Genomic DNA, 18825 nt, shown 5'->3' with positions numbered 1-18825 from the left:
TCCGCAATAGCGGAGGCTTTTTTATATCGCGGTAAAATAAAATGATTTACTCAGTCTGATAACCAAACCTATCTCTTTCGTAAAGCATATGAATACGGGATTGGTGTTCTGAAGAGAGGCCGATAAAAAAAGCCCTCTCATATTATGAGAGGGCAAGGGCCTACACAGGGCATACTCTATTATCTATCAGGCAGGAATTAACTCTGGATTAGCCGGCATTTTGGCAATATAGAGCGCAGGCTTGCCGTCTTTATCGGAGCTGAAAAGAATCGCGCGGTCATCCGGAGTAAATGAAGGATGCGGGTGGGTAACCTGGCGGCTATTAGCGAATGTCGCCCAGGAAGTATCATGGCGTGCCACGCGGAAATAAGCTTTTTTCGCCACATCGAATGCCCACAAATATGGATCGTTTTCGATGGTATAACCGCTGGTGTCTTTAACATCGACCGGGGTGCCTGAACCATCGCCCACTAACAGCGTGCCGTCGAAGTTGCTCATCAGGTGTGAACACGCAGGCATCTGCATCACTTCTTCGTTAATACCGGTGTCCGGATTGTAGCTGTAAATGGTTCGGCCTTGTTGGCCTTTCAGATAAGAAACGTACATCAGCGAAGAACCGTTTGGCACCCAGAATTCATGCGTGCAGCTTTCACCTTCCGCGTGCTCTTTAACTTTACGCACGTTGCTGCCATCTTCGTTAACCATCCACATACGCGCATCAACCAGATCGTGCGGGCCTTCGTGGCAGAATGCGACGGTGCTGTCATCAAACGGACGATAAATTGGGTGGCCGAGCCAGTTTTTTTCCTGATGAATAACGGCGCTTTCGCCGGTTTGCAAATCAACGCGCAGCAGGCGGCAGTTTGGCCCTTTATGGAAGAAGTCATGGAAGATTTTCCAGTCGTTCAACGGCACCCAGTCGTCTTTTGAAATCTCAATGCCCACAAGCTTGGTGCAATCGCTGTTGGCCACCCAGGTGCCATAACCCACCCAGTCTTCCGGTACGCGATACACTTCGCGCTCAACCAGCGTCTCAAGATTGACTTCCAGCAGCGTGCGTTCGTTTTTCACATAATAGAGGGATTTATCATCCGGCGAGAGGAAGCCGCCAAAGGTATTGTCGCCGCTGCCTTCGGTTAACTGCACCGCTTCGGCGGCATTGATATCCAGCAGATAGTAGTTCCAGTTGCCATCAAACTCCCCGGCAAACAGCAGCTTGCTGCCATCATGGGTAAAGCATTTTTGATAGAAGTAATTACGATGACAGGTTACTTCCGGTGGCGTTAAGCGGGTGACTTCGACGCCCGTGTCTGGGTCTTTGCTCACTTCATAATCCAGCTTAACCCGCATACCTTTAGCCATGATGCTCTCCTTTGAATGACAATTCGTAACTGTCTAAAATTTATGATCGAACTTCTGGTGTTAATTTATCAAAACATTGTTTCAATATATGTGATTGTATTCACTAAACGGCAAAGCTACGCACAATAGTTGCAGCAGGCAACGGGATTTTTTGCCGCAGGGGGCAGGGGAACGTGATCAAAATATCAAATTTGAAAAGTATTACCCAAAAGTTGAAACAACGTTTCATTTCTAATTGAAAAGACGTTTCAACAGGATTACTATTCACCCATCAAAGATTACGGAACAGTGTTTTCACCGTAAGTGATTTATCAATAGTGCGGCGAACGCCGACAATTTTTCCAGGATGCTTGCACTAACAGCAGGCCCGTATAAAAAAAAGGAAACCTACATGATTTTGGATTCGTTCTCCCTGAAAGGTAAAGTTGCTGTTGTTACTGGTTGTGATACTGGCCTGGGCCAGGGCATGGCTATCGGTCTGGCAGAAGCGGGCTGTGACATTGTTGGTATCAACATTGTTGAACCCGCTGAAACCATCGAACGCGTTACGGCAATGGGCCGTCGTTTCCTGAGCCTGACCGCTGACCTGCGTCAGATCGACGGTATTCCTGCTTTGCTGGAGCGTGCGGTTGCTGAGTTCGGTCAAATCGATATCCTGGTTAACAACGCCGGCCTGATTCGTCGTGAAGACGCGATCAACTTCAGCGAAAAAGACTGGGACGACGTGATGAACCTGAACATTAAGAGCGTGTTCTTCATGTCTCAGGCGGTTGCGCGTCAGTTTATCGCTCAGGGCAAAGGCGGCAAAATCATTAACATCGCTTCAATGCTTTCTTACCAGGGCGGCATCCGCGTGCCTTCTTACACCGCATCGAAGAGCGCTGTCATGGGCGTGACCCGTCTGCTGGCGAACGAGTGGGCGCAGCACGGTATTAACGTGAACGCCATCGCCCCGGGTTACATGGCGACTAACAACACTCAGCAGCTGCGTGCTGATGAAGAGCGCAGTGCGGCAATTCTTGAGCGTATCCCTGCTGGCCGTTGGGGCCTGCCAGAAGATCTGAAAGGTCCAATCGTGTTCCTGGCCTCCAACGCTTCTGATTACATCAACGGCTACACCGTGGCCGTGGATGGCGGTTGGTTAGCTCGTTAATTTAACCAGCAATAACAACCTTAAAAAACGCCTCTCAGAAGGCGTTTTTTTGTTTTTATACTTTGGCCAGATAGAGGGCCGGCATACCTTCTTCATCAGACGTATACAGCACCCATTGATTATCCGGGCTGAACGAAGGATGGGGATGCGTCACCTGGCGGTCGCCATCAACCACTTTCCAGGAGGTATTGTGGCGGCAAACTGCCTGTTGCGTGCCTTTTTTCAGATCGAACACCCAAATAAACGGATCGTTAAGATCGATATTTCCGGTCTTGTGCGGCGCGCCATCGCCTACCACTAACGAACCATCGTAGTTGCTCATCAGGTGCGAGCATGGGGGAATGGTACGAAGCTGGCGATTCTCAAGGGATTGCGGGTCGGCAGAACATAAATAACGGTGGGCATCGCCTTCTTTGTGCGCCACGTAATAGAGCGCGGAGCCGTCCGGCACCCAGAATTCGTGGGTAAAGCTTTCGCCTTCCTGATGCTGACGAACTTTGCGCAGGTTGCTGCCGTCCTGGTTAATCAACCACATGCGGGCATCAATGGCATCGCGCGGGCCTTCATGGCAAAACGCCACGGTTTCATCGTCGAACGGGCGATAAATCGGGTGGCCCAGCCAGCGTTTTTCCTGCAGGATGACCTGCTGCTCGCCGCTGTTTAAATCAATGCGAATCAGGCGGCATTGCGGATTGGTAAAGTAGAAATCGCGGAATTTCTGCCAGCTGGTTAGCGGCGACCAGTCGCTCTTTTTAATTTCAATCCCCACCAGCTGGCTGCAATCAGAATTCGCCACCCAGGTGCCGTAAGCCACCCACTCATCATCGACTTCATACACCACATATTCTTCGAGCGATTCCAGATCGACGCGGCGCAGCTCGCGGGTATTTTTCACATACCACAGCGACTTATCGTCTGCCGACAAAAATCCGCCGAAGGTGTTATCGCCAGCGCCTTCAGTCAGTTGCGTAGCGATTTGCTTTTCCAAATCCACAGAGTAGTAATTCCAGTGCCCTTCAAACGCGCCACCGAAAATCAGCCGCTGTCCGTCATTGCTGAAACATTTTTGATAGAAATAATTGCGGTGGCAAATCACGTGGGGCGGGGTTAAACGCAGTACTTCTGTACCTGTATCCTTGTCGCGGCGGGCGCGAAAAGAAAGCTGAATTTTCTTACCTTTAGCCATAACGAAGTTTCCTGTTGAGTTAAAAAAATGCCCTGCACCGCAAGCGGGGCAGGGCAGAGAATTAAACGCTCGGTTGATTAACGCATTGCGCGTTTCAGAATACGGTTACCCTGGCGTTCGAACTCGGCTGCGGTCTCTTCTACGGTTTTCTGACCATAGTCGATGTACTGCAAAGAGGTCCCGAACAGGGAAACAATCTGCGGATCGTCAAAATACGGCGAGGTTGGCAGTTTATTTGGCAGAGATTGCGCCAGTTTCAGGCCTGCAACCGCCGGATCGTTATCTTTAATCACACCATCAGCGGTCAGCTGGGTTACCGCCGCTTTGCTTAACGGTACGCCACGCTCCAGACCCAGTGCTTCCACACCTTGCTTTTCATTGAGCAGGAAGTTGATAAGCATTGCCGCTTCTTTTGGATGCTTAGTGGTTTTGCTGATAGAGAACATCTGTGCCGGTTTGAAGAACATACCGGCATCAGTAGCGCCCGGCAGCATCGGGTAAGAACCCAGCTCAAGCTTCGCCGGTGGCTTCAGGTTGTCGGAATACTTCTTAATGGTGGAGTTCCACATGTAAGTTCCCGCCCACTCACCTTCAATCCACGGCTTCATCTCATACATGTTGCTCTTACCAAATGAGGCATAGTATTTGGTGTCAGGCATCACGTGGCTGTCGATGAGCTTTTTATACATGCCAAAGAACTCAACCCACTGCTCTTTGGTGTAGCCGAACTGCTTGTTCGCCGTGTCGATTTCAGGAATATTGTATTTCTGCACCATGTAAGAGCGCAGCAGAGAGAGCGTATCCTGGTGCTCTAATACCACCGGGAAATACTGTTTGCCCAGTTTGCTTTCGAACGTTTTACCCGCAGTCATCAGCTCATCCCAGGTTTTCGGATAAGAGATGCCCGCTTTTTTCCAGGTTTCGTCGTTGAAATAGAACACACGAGCGGTCACGGAAATCGGAATACCGTTCAGCTTGCCGTCAACCGTGGTGGATTGCAGCTCTTTCGGATCAAACTGCGCCAGATCCAAATCGCCCTTCACGGTATTCAGGTCGTAGAAGCCAGTCCCGTTTTTAGAGAAAATCGGCAGCCAGTTCCAGTTGGTTTGCATCACATCCGGCTCGGTACCGCCGGCAATCTGCGTGGTCAGACGGGACAGGTGACCATCCCAGCCGGTGTATTCAGATTTCACTTTAATGTTCGGATGTTGCTTCTGGAACTCTTCAACCGCTTTCAGTGTGACCTGATGGCGGCCGTTACCCCCCCACCAGGACATGCGTAAATCCACTTGATCTGCCGCGAATGCAGAGCCGGCAGCCATAGCTAAGGTAGAGGTAATCAGGGTACTTAACAGCACTTTTTTCATTATCATAGACTCCTGTCAGAGAGAGATGTTTTGTTCTGTTTTAGCGTCGAAAATATGACATTTTTCCATGTCAAACTTGAAATACACCTTGCGGTGAAGGCCTTTCTCAATCATCGGCTTAGCTTCATCGGAAGGGATGCGGCAGGTCATTTCAAAATCAGCTACCTTCAGGTAGATAAAGAATTCATGGCCCATATTCTCTACGCGCACCATTTCACCGCTGGAATGGCTCTCAGCGAAGGGTTCATCGGAGAGGGAAATAAACTCGGGACGGATACCGAAGAAGATGTCCTGATTTTTGTACTCGGCGCAGCGCTGCTGCTGGCGTTCGTTCAGCGCCAGGGTGTCGTTACCGACGCTAATTTGCAGGCGGCCTTCTTTCTCAATCAGCTTACTCGGGCGAATGTTCATTTCTGGCGCGCCGATAAAGCCCGCCACGAACATGTTTTTCGGGTAGTGATAGAGGTTATCCGGCGTATCCACCTGCATGATATGACCCAGTTTCATCACGCAGATACGGTCGCCCATGGTCATAGCTTCCGTTTGATCGTGCGTCACGTAAACGGTGGTTGCAGGTTTCCCACTCTTCTTGAGCTGTTTGTGCAGGTCGGAGATACGAATACGCATCGAAGCACGCAGCTTGGCATCAAGGTTGGATAACGGTTCATCAAACAAGAACACATCAGGTTTTTTCACAATCGCGCGCCCTACGGCCACACGCTGTGCCTGGCCGCCGGACAGCTGGCGCGGCAGGCGGTCCATCAGCTCATCCAGTTCGAGGATTTTTGCTGCTTCATTAACCTGGGTTTCAATCTGCTCTTTTGGCAGCTTGCTCAGTTTCAGACCGAAGGCCAGGTTTTCACGCACCGTCATGTGTGGATACAGGGCGTAGTTCTGGAACACCATCGCGATACCGCGAGATTTAGGTGCCAGGTTATTCACCACGCGCTCACCGATTCTCACTTCGCCGCCGCTGATGGTTTCAAGACCGGCGAGCATACGCAGGGTGGTTGATTTCGCGCAGCCAGAAGGGCCGACGATAACCATAAACTCACCGTCTTCAATCTTCAGATCGATACCATGAACCGCCTGGAAGCCGTTGGAGTAAACTTTTTGCAATTTGTTGAAAATAACTTCAGCCATGATATTCCCTCACTTAACCTTTAATTCCGCTGCTGGTCACGCCTTGTACGAAGTAGCGTTGAGCCAGGAAGAAGATGATGATCGATGGCAGAATGGAGATGCTCGCCATTGCCAGAATTTCGTTCCATGGAGCGCCTTCCGTCACGTCGATAGACATTTTGAGCGCCAGTGCAATGGGGTATTTGTCTACGCTGTACACATAAATCAGCGGCCCGATAAAGTCGTTCATCGACCACATGAACTGGAACAGGGCGACAGAGATAATGGCCGGTTTCAGAATCGGCACTACCACATACCACAGCACCTGGAAGGAGTTGCAGCCATCAATTTGCGCGGCTTCTTCCATATCGCGCGGAACCCCACGCAGGAACTGGATCAACATGAAGACAAAGAAGCCCTGGGTGGCGAATGCCATTGGCAGCCACAGCGGCAGGTAACTGTTCAACATGCCCATTTCACGGAACATCAGGTATTGCGGAATTAACAGCACGGTGCTTGGCAGCAGCATGGTGGTAATCAAGGTTGCGAACCAAAACTTCTTGAACGGGATGTCGAAACGGGCAAAGCCGTAAGCGACAATGGTTGAAGAGATAATGGTCAGCAGCACTTTGGGAATCACATACTGCATGGTGTTGAGCATGTAGTGACCAAAGGTGTACTCGGTACCAGTTTTCCAGCCGTTGACGAAGCCGTCGCTGGTTGGGTTCGCCGGCCACAGGCTCAGCGTGGTGAAGATCTCATGGTTCGGCTTAAACGCCGCAGAGAACATCCACACCAGCGGGTAGAGCATTAACAGGCCGACAAACGTCAGTATCACATAGCGAATGTTACGGCTAATTTTTTCACGGCGTAACGTCTGTGCAATCTCTTGCTCTGCCAGTTCCGTCTGGCTTGGCGAACCGAGCTGGTTGGTGGGGATATCAGCCATTTTTGCCTCCCTTATCTGCGGAGTAGAACACCCAGTATTTCGATGACTTAAAGGCGATGGAGGCAAAGACCGCCACGACCAGGAACAGAACCCACGCCAGCGCTGCGCCATAACCCATATCAAAGTATTTGAACGCGGTGTCGTAGATATAGAGCGAGAACAGGTAGGTGTAGTGAGTTGGGCCGCCGCCGGTAATGATGTACGGTGCGGTAAACTCCTGGAACGCCTGCGTGGTCTGCATAATGAAGTTGAAGAAGATAACCGGCGTAATCAACGGCACGGTCACTTTCATGAACATCTGCCATTTGGACGCGCCGTCAATCATTGCCGCTTCATACTGCGACTGCGGAACGTTCTGCAGTGCCGCAAGGAAGATAACCATCGCGGAACCGAACTGCCAGACGCGCAAAAGCGTCACCGACATCAGCGCCAGAGAAGGCTCACCCAGCCAGTTCACCGGGTCCAGTCCAAACACGCCGATAAAGCTGTTGAGCAGACCGTCGATAGCAAACAGCGCACGCCATAATACGGCGATGGCAACGGAGCTACCCAGAATGGACGGGATGTAATACGCAGTACGGAAGAAGCCGATGCCGCGCAGTTTAAAGTTCAGCACAAAGGCGATGCCGAGTGCAAAAGCGAGTTTTAACGGAATGGTTAAAAACACGTAAGCGAACGTCACGCCCATGGATTTCCAGAAGAGTGAATCTTCGGTCAACATGTAGCGATAGTTCTCAATACCGGTGAATACCGGCGGGTTCATCAAATCGTACTCAGTAAAACTGAGGAAGAAAGATGAAACAAACGGGAAGGCAGTAAAGACTAGCAACCCTATTATGTAGGGCGATATCCATGCCAATCCCAGCATTCTGTTTTCATTCATACATACCTACCTGGCGATCGAGGGTTTAAAAAATTTTCCAGAATCGTGGATAAAACTCATTGCCTCACCCGCGTGGCAAAACGGATGGGTCGGAAAGCGGTGGGCGTGTTCGACATATTCATTCCCTGATAATTGGTTGATAATTAAAATTTAAATCACTGTTATCGCGGCTTGTCAGTCAAGATTGACTGATGGATTTCATAAACATCCAAACCACGGTTCCTGATTAGTAAAACAGCGTTTTAAATAATCTTATTACGATTTGTAACTGAGTCATTCGATTCATGATGGAAATGTGATCAAAGTCGAAACGCTGTTTCGTTTATGTGAAATGAACGAGGTTTTAAGCGTGAGAAGAATTTAAAGGCGCGGGATTTCGGCTTTTAACAGGGCAAAAGTTCGTAGTTGTTTTTCAGAACATTCCTGGGAATAATGGCGACAGATATAAGAATGTTAAGCTGCGTGGCAAGGTTGATTCTTTGTTGTCAATGTGTTGCTTGGTGGTGTTTTTTGGTTTTGGTTATTTTTATTATCACTACAGATATGCCATTTTCTTATGGCTTAAAAATCCAACCTGTTTCTTATTTTGCTGGCCTAAGCGCTGCTTAATTTTCCCTTCTGAAAGTTAAACAGGTGTTTTTAATCAATTTAACTACTGGCTCGTTATGTCTTCGATAGAAATGAAACCCAACCAATTAGAGAACACGTCTCCTTATCCGCTTATGGCAACGCAGCATGAAGAGATAGACTTACTGGGTCTGTTGTCCACTCTTTACGCGGCTAAAAAGCAGATCGTCGCGATTACGCTGTTGTTTGCGCTATGCGGCCTGGCGGCCAGTTTTCTGCTGCCGCAAAAATGGACCAGTGAGGCGGTTGTTACGCCGCCGGAAAATGCCAATATTATTGAGCTGCGTCGCGCAATCGTGAACATGACGGTGCTTGGCGTGGAGACAAATCTTGATGCGATAAGCCTCTATAACCTGTTTTTAAAGAAATTTGGCTCGCAGGAGCTGCGTGAGAAATTTCTCGCAACTTCTCCGTATGTCCAGACTTTGCTGACCAGCCGTCATGTTGATAACAGCGAATTATATCGTGCCATCGTCGGCGTCTCGCAAAAATTCAAAGCCGTGGATAACAGCGATCCTAAAAAAAGTGACGATACTGGGTACACTTCATGGACGCTGAGCTTTACCGCTCCTGATGCGGAAGATGCCCAGCAGGTACTGCAAAGCTACGTTGAGTTTATTGCTGGTGAAGTGAAAAAGGATGTCATCACTAATATCAAAAATGCTGTTGAGCTAAAGGTCGCTTTTGAAAAAGAGAAACTGGCGCTCGATCGTGTAAATCTCGAAAATCAGCACAAGGTGAAACTGGAACGTCTGGGTTACTCATTGCAGGTAGCGAATGCTGCCGGCCTGGCAGCGCCGGTATACAGCAGCGGACAGGCGGTAAAAGACGATCCTGATTATTCCGTTTCTCTCGGCGCTAATGGCCTTGCGGAAAAGCTGAAGATTGAGCAATCAATTAAAGATGTGGCGCAGTTAAACCCCGCTATCCAAAACCGTGAACACACTCTGCGTGTGTTAGCCGCGATTAATCCTGGCGATATCAATTTCCAGCCGTACCAATTCCAGATGCAGCCTTCACTGCCGCTGAAAAAAGAGGGGCCGGGTAAAGCGCTGATTATCGTATTAGCGGCACTGGTGGGGCTGATGGTTGCGGCAGGCGTGGTACTGGTTCGCAGCGCGCTGTCATCGCGGATGAATATCGAAGCAATGTAAGCTCATCAATGGCATTAGCAACGGCACTTTTCTGCATGCAGGAAGGTGCCGTTTTTTTATGGCTTACTTGAGGAAATCTTCACGCATTGGGGTGAAGGTATCAAGCAGGGTACCGGCTTCCAGGCAAACGCAGCCGTGCATAACATGCGGCTCTTTATACAGCGTATCACCCGCAGTCACGCGGTGCGTCTCTTCACCGATGGTGAACTCAAATACGCCGGAGAGCACATAGGTTAACTGCTCATGCGGATGATTATGCAGCGGGCCGACGGCGCCGGTTTCAAAGTTAACCTGTACACCCATCATTTTGCCGTCGTGCGCCAGAATGCGGCGGCTGACGCCTGCACCTAAATCTTCCAGTTTGGTATCTTTAATAAAAGTGAACATTTCTCGATCCTTGTATGTGAAACGTTGTTTCATTTAATGAATCGTATCCTGAAAAATCGCTTTGCGATAGTAGGCACCAGAGAATTGTAAGGTGGATCACGCTTTCCTGCCTGAGGCCGTGGCGTATTCACCGCTAGCGGGTTGGGCGGTTCAGTGATTGTCCTGGGCTTCATTCAGGCGTCGAGCAGGGTGTTTAGCGGCTTAATGTAGAGCTGCATACTATTTTGCAGATGTTCACTAAAAGCGCTAACCAGTGCCGAAGCAGGGCGGTGCAGCGGGCGAATCAGGCTCACGGTAAAGGGGACCGCCACGCTAAAGCGTCTTGCGACGACGCCGCTGGAAGCGTAATCCAGCGCGGTCAACGGATTGACCACCGATATGCCTGCGCCCGCCCGCACCATCGCACACACCGAGGCCGCGCTGTGCGTCTCCATGACCATTCGCCGCTTAACCTCGTGCTCCTGAAAGAGCGAATCCAGCAGCTGGCGATAGCTGTCGGTGCGCGACAGGCTAATATAATTTTCCCCGGCAAAATCCTGTGGCGTCAGCACTTTTTTATCGGCAAGGCGGTGCCCGGCTGGTAGCACGCATACTTCATTTAGCGTCAGCAGCGTCTGGCGCTCCGTACCGGCAGGCGTCACGGTATTCTCGGTCAGCCCTAAATCGTGGCGCTGGGCGGAGAGCCACTCTTCTAAAAGCGGCGATTCCTGCGGCACGATATTCAGGCTCAGTTCCGGGTAGCGCGCCAGAAACGGCTGCACTAATCCCGGCAGGAAAGATTGCGAAAAGACCGGCAGACAGGCGATGGAAAGCTCGCCCTGGCGAAATTCGCGCAGGCTCTCAGCGGCATTCAATATTCTGTCCAGCCCGTACCAGGAGCGCTGTACTTCTTCAAATAAACGCAGCCCCTGTACGGTGGGGTGCAATCGCCCGCGGCTGCGCTCGAACAGCTGCAGGCCAATCAGCTTTTCGAATCGGGCCAGTTCGCGGCTGACGGTAGGCTGTGAGGTATGCAGCAGTCCTGCGGCTTCGGTAAGATTACCGGCGGTCATCACCGCGTGGAAAATTTCGACATGGCGCAGGGTAATTGAGGGCATCAGGTTCTCCTTTATCCATATCAGTTTTGCATAGATTCGAGAGAAATCGATATTTTTTCTTCACATCCAGCTGTGGCGTAATAGCCGAAAATAAAACCTTGCCGGAGCCAGCCATGCCACGCCCGCTTAATCACACCGATACCGCGTTGAATGCGCAAAACCTGCGGGCTTTGCCTGCTGAATTTGGCTGCCCGGTCTGGGTTTATGACGCCGATATTATTCGCCAGCAGATTGCCCAACTGCGCCAGTTTGATGCGATCCGTTTTGCGCAGAAAGCCTGCTCCAATATTCATATTCTGCGCCTGATGCGCGAGCAGGGTGTGAAGGTCGATTCCGTATCCCAGGGCGAAATTGAACGCGCGCTGGCCGCAGGCTATAGGCCGCTGGAAAACCAGGACGATATCGTTTTTACCGCCGATATGATTGACCAGCCAACCCTTGCGCTGGTGGCTGAGCAACAAATTCCGGTCAACGCCGGTTCTGTCGATATGCTGCAGCAGCTTGGCGAAGTTTCGCCGGGCCATCGCGTCTGGTTACGTGTGAACCCTGGTTTCGGTCATGGCCACAGCCAGAAAACCAATACCGGCGGCGAAAACAGTAAACATGGTATCTGGCATGCTGATTTGCCGCAGGCGCTGGAGGTTATTCAACGCTACAGGCTGCATCTGGTGGGGATCCACATGCATATTGGTTCGGGGGTTGATTACGGCCACCTTGAGCGTGTTTGCGGTGCGATGGCGCAGCAGGTGATTGATTTCGGGCAGGATCTGGAAGCGATTTCCGCAGGCGGCGGGCTATCGATTCCCTATCGTGAAGGGGAAGAGACCATTGACACCCGTCACTATTACGGCCTGTGGAATGCCGCGCGTGAGAAAATCGCCCGCCATCTGGGGCACCCGGTGAAGCTGGAAATTGAACCTGGGCGCTTCCTGGTGGCGGAATCCGGGGTGCTGGTGGCTCAGGTGCGCTCGGTTAAGAATATGGGCTCGCGCCACTTTGTGCTGATTGACGCCGGGTTTAACGATTTGATGCGTCCTTCAATGTACGGCAGCTACCACCATATCTCTGCTCTGGCAGGAGACGGACGCGATCTTGCCGGGCTTCCTCTGGTTGCAACGGTTGTCGCCGGGCCTTTATGTGAATCAGGGGATGTGTTTACGCAGCAGGAAGGCGGCAAAGTGGAAACGCGCGCGCTGCCGCCGGTACAGGTGGGGGATTATCTGGTGCTGCATGACACCGGCGCGTACGGCGCCTCTATGTCTTCTAACTACAATAGCCGCCCGCTGCTACCGGAAGTGTTGCTGGATAACGGGCAGGCGCGGCTGATTCGCCGCCGCCAGACCATTCAGGAATTGCTGGCTTTAGAAGTGTAAAACGGCCCCGGTCCCACAGATTCTCGTAGCACCAGCTTGCCAACAAACGGTGGGATCGCGTTAAGCACCTCACCGTTTGCCAGTTTTATCGCCCGATCGATGGCGGTTGTGATCATGCTGTCGATAGGCAAATAGACGCTGGATAACGCAGGTTCTAACCACTGGGCGCTCGGCGCGTCATCAAAGCCAAATAGCGAAATATCCTGTGGGATACGCCGGCCTGCCTGGTGCAACGCTTTCGAAGCGCCAAGGGCCATATCATCGTTACAGGCAAACAGCGCGCTAAACGGCACGCGGCTTTCCAGCAGTTCATGGCACAATTTATGGCCGAGCGTCATGCTCGAATCGCCATATTTCACGCGTTCCTCGCTAAAGGTAATCCCATGCTTTTGCAACGCTTTGCGATAACCCATCAGGCGCGCCTGCCCGGTCGGCGTGGAGATTGGCACCGTGATACAGGCAATGTCGCGATGCCCTTGCCGAATTAAGTAGTCGGTGGCCTGAAACGCAGCATCCTGTTGCTCAAAGAATACGCAGCGATCGCGCGCCTGGCTGACGTCGCGGTTAATCACCACTAAAGGCACTTTGATGCTGTTCATGAGCGACAGTAATGTACGTTCATTCATAAAGCGGGTGTACAGCACGATGGCGTCGCAGTGGCGGTCTACCAGCATCTGAACGGCTTCCAGCTCTTTTTGCGGCGTGTCGTGCCCGTCCGTAACGATCAGCTGTTTGCCCCAGGCCTCAGTCTGGCGCGAGGCCTGTTGCAGCAGGCGGCCAAAGTAGAATCCATCAAAAGTAGAAACCACCAGCCCCACGCTATTGCTGCTGCGGTTGGCAAGGGAGCGCGCCAGAAAGTTAGGCCGGTAGTCCAACTCTTCCATGGCGCTAAAGACCTGTTCGCGGGTGCTCTGTTTGACTTGTCCGATCCCATTAAGCACGCGTGATACCGTTGCTTTGGAAACGCCAGCGCGTAGCGCGACATCCAGCATTGTTACCATCAATTCATTCCTGATTAAGACGCTTGCCGCATGGCCGCATAATCTGGCTAGCTTATCACGCGTCGCTGATGAAACCCCGGGCTTGCGGCTTCGCGATGCTATTTGTCGCGCCGGATCACGCTTTTATCCGATGCAGGCTCGTTGGGTTAATTTGGCATACCAAATTAGCCACCATCGGCGGCATTGGAATCCCAATTGCACGATGTGGGATATTTGTCACGGAAATGTTACGCACCTGCTTCTACTTTTGGTATACCAAACGGCTTCTCACCCCTCGTCCTGAATAATAAAAAAACGATAACACTGAGGTATACCCTATGGCTATGCAGGAAAAGTTAATCGACTCGCTGGGAAGTTTCGCCACTAAATTCAATAGCTACCGCTATATTATGGCGATCAAAGCTTCCTTTATTACCCTGATGCCGGTCATCATCGTCGGGGCGTTCTCCGTACTGATCTCTAATATGGTGCTGGACCCGAAAAACGGGCTGGCCAGTTTTTCTGCACTCTCTTTTCTCGCTCAGCTAAAGCCGATTACCTCGGCAATTAACTATGCCACGCTTAACTTTTTGAACATCGGCGCGGTGTTTCTGATTGGTATTGAGCTGGGGCGCATTAACGGCATCAAAAGTCTGTTTCCCGGCCTGCTGGCGGTGATCTGCTTTATCTGCGTAACGCCGACGACCATCGAAATGATGGTTGATGGTGAAATGCACCAGGTGAAAGATATTCTGGCGCGCCAGTTTTCTGATACCCGTAGCCTGTTCCTCGGCATGTTTATCGCCATTTTGTCGGTGGAGATTTACTGCTGGCTGGAACAACGCGAGGGGCTGAAGATAAAAATGCCCGATACCGTACCGCCTAACGTTTCCGCCTCTTTCTCCGCCTTGATCCCCTCGATCATTACCGTTACCGCGATTGCCACTTTTGGATTTATTTTCCACCAGACTACCGGCATGTATTTGTATGACGCGGTGTATCAGGTGGTGCAGCAACCGCTGGAAAAAGTGGTGCAAAGCCTGCCGGGGATCCTGCTGTTGATGTTCGTAGCCCAGCTTTTCTGGGTTATCGGGATCCACGGCAACCAGATGATTAAACCTATCCGCGAGCCGCTGCTGCTCGGGGCGATTACCGTCAATATGAGCGCATTTGAGCAGGGCAAAGAGATCCCCAATATCATCACCATGCCGTTCTGGGATGTGTATATGAGTATTGGCGGGTCGGGTCTGACTATCGGCCTGCTGATTGCGGTGATGATTGCCACTAAACGAAAAGAAATGAAAGAGATAGCTAAGCTCTCATTCGGTCCAGGGATCTTCAATATTAACGAGCCGGTGATCTTTGGTATGCCGATTATGCTTAACCCTATTTTGGCTATTCCCTTCATTATTACGCCACTGGTTACCGGCACGATTGGCTACTTTGCAACGGTGATGGGCTTTGCCGGTAAAGCGGTGGTGATGGTGCCGTGGACTACGCCGCCATTGATCAACGCCTGGCTTTCTACCGCGGGCTCCATGGGCGCGGTCGTGACGCAACTGGGCTGTATTCTGGTTTCGGTGCTGATTTATCTGCCGTTTGTGAAAATTGCCTCGCGCCGCGCGGAGCTTGCGCAGCTGCAGGCCGAGCAGCAACAAATGGCCAACAACGCGTGAGGAAGGCATGAGCAACGTAAAAATCACTATCCCGGAAGGCTTTATCCTCGGCGCTGCGGCATCGGCCTGGCAAACGGAAGGCTGGAGCGGCAAAAAAGAGGGGCAGGACTCCTGGCTTGATGCCTGGTATAAAAATGACAGGCATGTCTGGCACCAGGGGTATGGCCCGGCGGTCGCTACCGATTTTATTAACCGCTACCGTGAAGATGTGGCGTTAATGAAACAGGCGGGGCTGACGCACTACCGTACCTCGATCAACTGGTCGCGCTTTTTCACTGATTATGAAAAGGGCGTGGTGGATGAAGAATACGCGCGCTACTACGACAATCTCATTGATGAAATGCGCCGTACCGGCATCGAGCCGATGATTTGCCTTGAGCACTATGAATTGCCTGCCACGCTGTTTGAAACCTACGGCGGCTGGGCGGCGAAAAAAGTGGTCGAGCTGTATGTGCTGTACGCTGAAAAAGTCTTTGCCCGATACGCCCACAAGGTGAATCGCTGGTTCACCTTTAACGAGCCGATTGTCGTGCAAACACGGGTTTACCTGGACGCGCTACGCTGGCCCTATGAGCAAAACACTCATAAGTGGATGCAGTGGAACCACCACAAGAACCTCGCCACGGCAAAAGTGGTGAAGCTGTTTCGTGAAAAAGGGTACAGCGGCAGCGTGGGCTGCATTCTTAACCCGGAAGTCACCTATCCGCGTTCAACTGCCGCACACGATCGACAAGCGGCGCAGATTTACGACCTGTTCTACAACCGCGTATTTTTAGATCCGCTGGTGCACGGCGAGTACCCGCCACAGCTGATCGAACTGCTGGAAAAACACGGCATACAGTGGGATTACACCGAGCAGGAGCTGGCGATAATCCGTGAAAATACCGTGGATGAACTGGGGATTAATTTATATTACCCGCACCGGGTAAAAGCACCGTCACGCGCCTGGAACCCGGAAACCCCATTCCATCCTGCTTATTATTACGAGCCGTTTGAATTACCAGGGCGGCGCATGAACAAGTCGCGCGGCTGGGAGATTTACCCGCGCATTATTTACGACATAGCGATGCGGATCAAAACGGAATATCGCAATATTCCGTGGTTTGTCGCTGAAAGCGGGATGGGAACCGAAAACGAAGCGCAGTTCCGCAATGCCGATGGGGTGATTGAGGACGATTACCGCATCGCGTTTATTAGCGAACATTTATACCAGGCGCTGCGTGCTCGCGAAGAAGGCGCAAACTGCCAGGGCTATATGCTGTGGGCTTTCACCGATAATGTCTCGCCAATGAACGCTTTTAAAAATCGCTACGGGCTGATTGAAATTAATCTGCAAAACAACCGTGAGCGCCGCGCTAAAAAATCTGCCCATTGGTACCGGGCGCTGGGCGAAACCCGCACGTTGCAGCTCAGGGTTGACGATGAATGGAAATAATCATGCAGGAGATGGCTGATAAAGAAGGAAAAAGCATGGAGTTTATTCTCAGTCTGATTCAGATGAATAAGTTGATAAGCTAACGGGTATACAACAGCGCCTGAACCTCATGGCGCTGAGAATCAACCAGGCGGGTGATATCGTGGACAAGGTTGTGCTTTCGCCAGAAAAAAAACAGTATCAGGAAATAGGTGAGGATCTGCGCGCGCAAATTATGCAGGGGTTATATCCGATCGGCTCACGTTTGCCGCCCGAACGTAACATTGCGGAGACTTATGGCGTTAGCCGCACCATTGTTCGTGAAGCGTTGCTGATGCTTGAACTGCAGGGCACGGTAGATATCCGTCAGGGATCTGGCGTGTACGTCACTCGCGTTCCGGGCGAACACGAAGTGGAAGAAGAAGCCTTTTTCAGCAGCGATATCGGCCCGTTTGAAATGCTGCAGGCGCGCCAGCTGCTGGAAAGCAATATTGCGGCATTCGCCGCCAAAATGGCAACCAAAGCTGATATTGACAACCTCAAGCGCATTCTTGAACAAGAGCAGCGGGCGATTGCGATAAACGATCTGAGCCAGGACAACTGCAAAATGTTTCATCTGGTTCTGGCTGGCGCTTCACAAAACCAGATGCTGCTGGCAACGGTAGAAAATATCTGGCGCCATCAGGACAGCAGCCCGATGTGGCAGCAGCTGCGGGCGCACATTGATACGCGCAGCTATCGCCTGAAATGGCTGGGGGACCTGCAAACCATTCTGGCAGCGCTGCGTCGCCGTGATGTGATGGGGTCGTGGCAGGCGATGTGGCAGCATCTGGAAAACGTTAAAAATAGCCTGCTCGAACAGTCAGATTCCGATGCGCCTGATTTCGATGGTTATTTATTCGAATCGGTTCCTCTCTTCCAGGGAAAGCTGATGTAAAAAGCCTGCCGGCTCACGCTGCCAATTATTCGCCAGACCAGGCGATGACCGAGTGGCGGCGTACCAGCGTCGGGCTAAACATATGGGTGATTTCCGGCAGCTCGCGTTTTTCGGCCAGCGCCAGCGCCAGCTCTGCGGCCTGTGCTGCCATGGTGATGATTGGGTAGCGCACGGTGGTCAGGCGCGGGCGCACGTAGCGTGAGATGAGAATATCATCGAAGCCAATCAGCGAAATCTCTTTTGGCACCTCAATCCCGTTATCATTGAGAACGCCCATCGCACCGGCGGCCATAGAGTCGTTATAGCAGGCGACCGCAGTGAAATTTTTCCCCCGGCCTAACAGCTCCGTCATTGCCTGCTCGCCGCCGCTTTCGTCCGGCTCGGCATAAGTGACTAAGCGATCGTTAATCGACAAACCGTGCTCCGTCAGCGCATCGTAGTAACCCTGAAGTCGATCGTCCGCATCGGAGATCTGATGGTTGGAACACAGATAGCCAATTTTGGTATGGCCCTGCTGAATCAGATGGCGGGTGGCAAGCCATGCACCATAACGGTCATCAAGGGCGACACAACGCTGCTCAAAGCCGGGCAGGATGCGATTAATCACCACCATGCCGGGCATCTGCTTCATCAGCGAAATCAGATCGCTATCGGGGATCATCTTCGCGTGGACCACCAATGCGGCACAGCGATGGCGAATAAGCTGCTCTATGGCCTGCCGTTCTTTCTGTTCGTTGTGATAACCGTTACCGATCAATAAAAAGTTGCCGGTGCGGTATGCCACTTGCTCGACGGCTTTGACCATCGCGCCAAAGAACGGGTCGGAAACATCCCCCACAATCAGACCAATGGTTTCAGTGGTTTGCTGGGCGAGCGCCCGGGCATTCGCGTTGGGATGGTAATTGAGTTCTTCCATCGCGCTGGTGACGGCGAGGCGTGAGGCTTCGCTGGCTTTTGGTGAAGCATTAATCACACGAGAGACAGTGGCGACAGAAACGCCTGCCAGTCTTGCTACATCCTTTATTGTCGCCATGGTAAATATTCCTGTGGGTAAGCGTTTACACAAGTTAAGTGTTACGGAAAAGGCGCGTTACTTCAAGGTCGCAACGCTCGCCATCGTCGCAAACTTACCGAAAACCCGGGGCGTACTGGTGTCAG

At 51.7% G+C, this 18825-nt stretch carries 16 protein-coding genes; 6 read left to right on the top strand and 10 right to left on the bottom strand.

Annotation, left to right across the window (positions count from 1 at the left end; translation table 11 throughout):
- Positions 1-186: 186 nt before the first annotated feature.
- Positions 187-1362, bottom strand: a complete 1176-nt coding sequence (locus EHN07_RS11175) for an oligogalacturonate lyase family protein (protein ID WP_124024219.1) — start codon at positions 1360-1362, stop codon at positions 187-189.
- Between the two features lie 391 nt (positions 1363-1753).
- On the opposite strand from EHN07_RS11175, the gene kduD reads away from it, so the two are divergent.
- Positions 1754-2515 (top strand): 2-dehydro-3-deoxy-D-gluconate 5-dehydrogenase KduD, encoded by a 762-nt coding sequence (kduD, locus tag EHN07_RS11170; RefSeq protein ID WP_124024218.1) that lies wholly within the window; start codon positions 1754-1756, stop codon positions 2513-2515.
- Between the two features lie 55 nt (positions 2516-2570).
- On the opposite strand, the gene EHN07_RS11165 is transcribed toward kduD, so the two are convergent.
- The 5 genes from EHN07_RS11165 to EHN07_RS11145 all read right to left on the bottom strand — a co-directional run bounded on the left by EHN07_RS11165 (position 2571) and on the right by EHN07_RS11145 (position 8022).
- Positions 2571-3701 (bottom strand): oligogalacturonate lyase family protein, encoded by a 1131-nt coding sequence (locus EHN07_RS11165; RefSeq protein WP_124024217.1) that lies wholly within the window; start codon positions 3699-3701, stop codon positions 2571-2573.
- 77 nt (positions 3702-3778) lie between these two features.
- Positions 3779-5068, bottom strand: coding sequence for an ABC transporter substrate-binding protein (locus tag EHN07_RS11160; protein ID WP_124024216.1), 1290 nt, complete (start codon positions 5066-5068; stop codon positions 3779-3781).
- A gap of 15 nt (positions 5069-5083) precedes the next feature.
- The gene (locus EHN07_RS11155) at positions 5084-6211 is read right to left on the bottom strand and encodes an ABC transporter ATP-binding protein (RefSeq protein WP_124024215.1); all 1128 of its coding nucleotides are present in this window, start codon (positions 6209-6211) and stop codon (positions 5084-5086) included.
- Between the two features lie 13 nt (positions 6212-6224).
- Positions 6225-7139 (bottom strand): carbohydrate ABC transporter permease, encoded by a 915-nt coding sequence (locus tag EHN07_RS11150; RefSeq protein ID WP_124024214.1) that lies wholly within the window; start codon positions 7137-7139, stop codon positions 6225-6227.
- A complete protein-coding gene (locus EHN07_RS11145; RefSeq protein ID WP_124024213.1) occupies positions 7132-8022 on the bottom strand; it encodes a carbohydrate ABC transporter permease in 891 nt (296 codons plus the stop codon). The genes EHN07_RS11150 and EHN07_RS11145 overlap by 8 nt, the downstream gene beginning before the upstream one ends.
- 665 nt (positions 8023-8687) lie before the next feature.
- Between EHN07_RS11145 and wzz(fepE) the strand changes: the two genes are divergently transcribed.
- Entirely contained in the window at positions 8688-9803 is a 1116-nt protein-coding gene (gene wzz(fepE) / locus EHN07_RS11140) for an LPS O-antigen length regulator Wzz(fepE) (RefSeq protein WP_124024212.1), read from the top strand.
- A gap of 63 nt (positions 9804-9866) precedes the next feature.
- Here wzz(fepE) and EHN07_RS11135 read toward each other — a convergent pair whose 3' ends face one another.
- Positions 9867-10190, bottom strand: coding sequence for a cupin domain-containing protein (locus EHN07_RS11135; protein ID WP_124024211.1), 324 nt, complete (start codon positions 10188-10190; stop codon positions 9867-9869).
- Between the two features lie 173 nt (positions 10191-10363).
- Positions 10364-11287, bottom strand: coding sequence for a LysR family transcriptional regulator (locus tag EHN07_RS11130; RefSeq protein ID WP_124024210.1), 924 nt, complete (start codon positions 11285-11287; stop codon positions 10364-10366).
- Positions 11288-11400: 113 nt separating this feature from the next.
- Between EHN07_RS11130 and lysA the strand changes: the two genes are divergently transcribed.
- Positions 11401-12660 carry a diaminopimelate decarboxylase gene (gene lysA / locus EHN07_RS11125; RefSeq protein ID WP_124024209.1) on the top strand — a complete coding sequence of 420 codons (1260 nt, stop codon included), beginning with the start codon at positions 11401-11403 and terminating at the stop codon, positions 12658-12660.
- Here lysA and EHN07_RS11120 read toward each other — a convergent pair.
- Positions 12633-13661 carry a LacI family DNA-binding transcriptional regulator gene (locus EHN07_RS11120; protein ID WP_124024208.1) on the bottom strand — a complete coding sequence of 343 codons (1029 nt, stop codon included), beginning with the start codon at positions 13659-13661 and terminating at the stop codon, positions 12633-12635. The two genes, lysA and EHN07_RS11120, sit on opposite strands and share 28 nt — an antisense overlap.
- Positions 13662-13978: 317 nt before the next feature.
- Here EHN07_RS11120 and EHN07_RS11115 point away from each other — a divergent pair, with 317 nt between their 5' ends.
- The 3 genes from EHN07_RS11115 (at position 13979) to EHN07_RS11105 (ending at position 17667) form a co-directional block, all read left to right on the top strand.
- Entirely contained in the window at positions 13979-15316 is a 1338-nt protein-coding gene (locus tag EHN07_RS11115; protein WP_124024207.1) for a PTS sugar transporter subunit IIC, read from the top strand.
- Positions 15317-15323: 7 nt separating this feature from the next.
- Positions 15324-16751 (top strand): glycoside hydrolase family 1 protein, encoded by a 1428-nt coding sequence (locus EHN07_RS11110; RefSeq protein WP_124024206.1) that lies wholly within the window; start codon positions 15324-15326, stop codon positions 16749-16751.
- Between the two features lie 109 nt (positions 16752-16860).
- Positions 16861-17667, top strand: a complete 807-nt coding sequence (locus tag EHN07_RS11105) for a GntR family transcriptional regulator (RefSeq protein WP_425267179.1) — start codon at positions 16861-16863, stop codon at positions 17665-17667.
- Between the two features lie 25 nt (positions 17668-17692).
- Here EHN07_RS11105 and galR read toward each other — a convergent pair whose 3' ends face one another.
- A complete protein-coding gene (gene galR / locus EHN07_RS11100) occupies positions 17693-18700 on the bottom strand; it encodes an HTH-type transcriptional regulator GalR (protein WP_124024205.1) in 1008 nt (335 codons plus the stop codon).
- Positions 18701-18825 lie beyond the last annotated feature (125 nt).

The sequence above is a fragment of the Buttiauxella warmboldiae genome, assembly GCF_003818135.1.
GTDB classification, from domain to species: Bacteria; Pseudomonadota; Gammaproteobacteria; order Enterobacterales; family Enterobacteriaceae; genus Buttiauxella; species Buttiauxella warmboldiae.
This window is presented reverse-complemented; position numbering and strand designations above follow the sequence as displayed.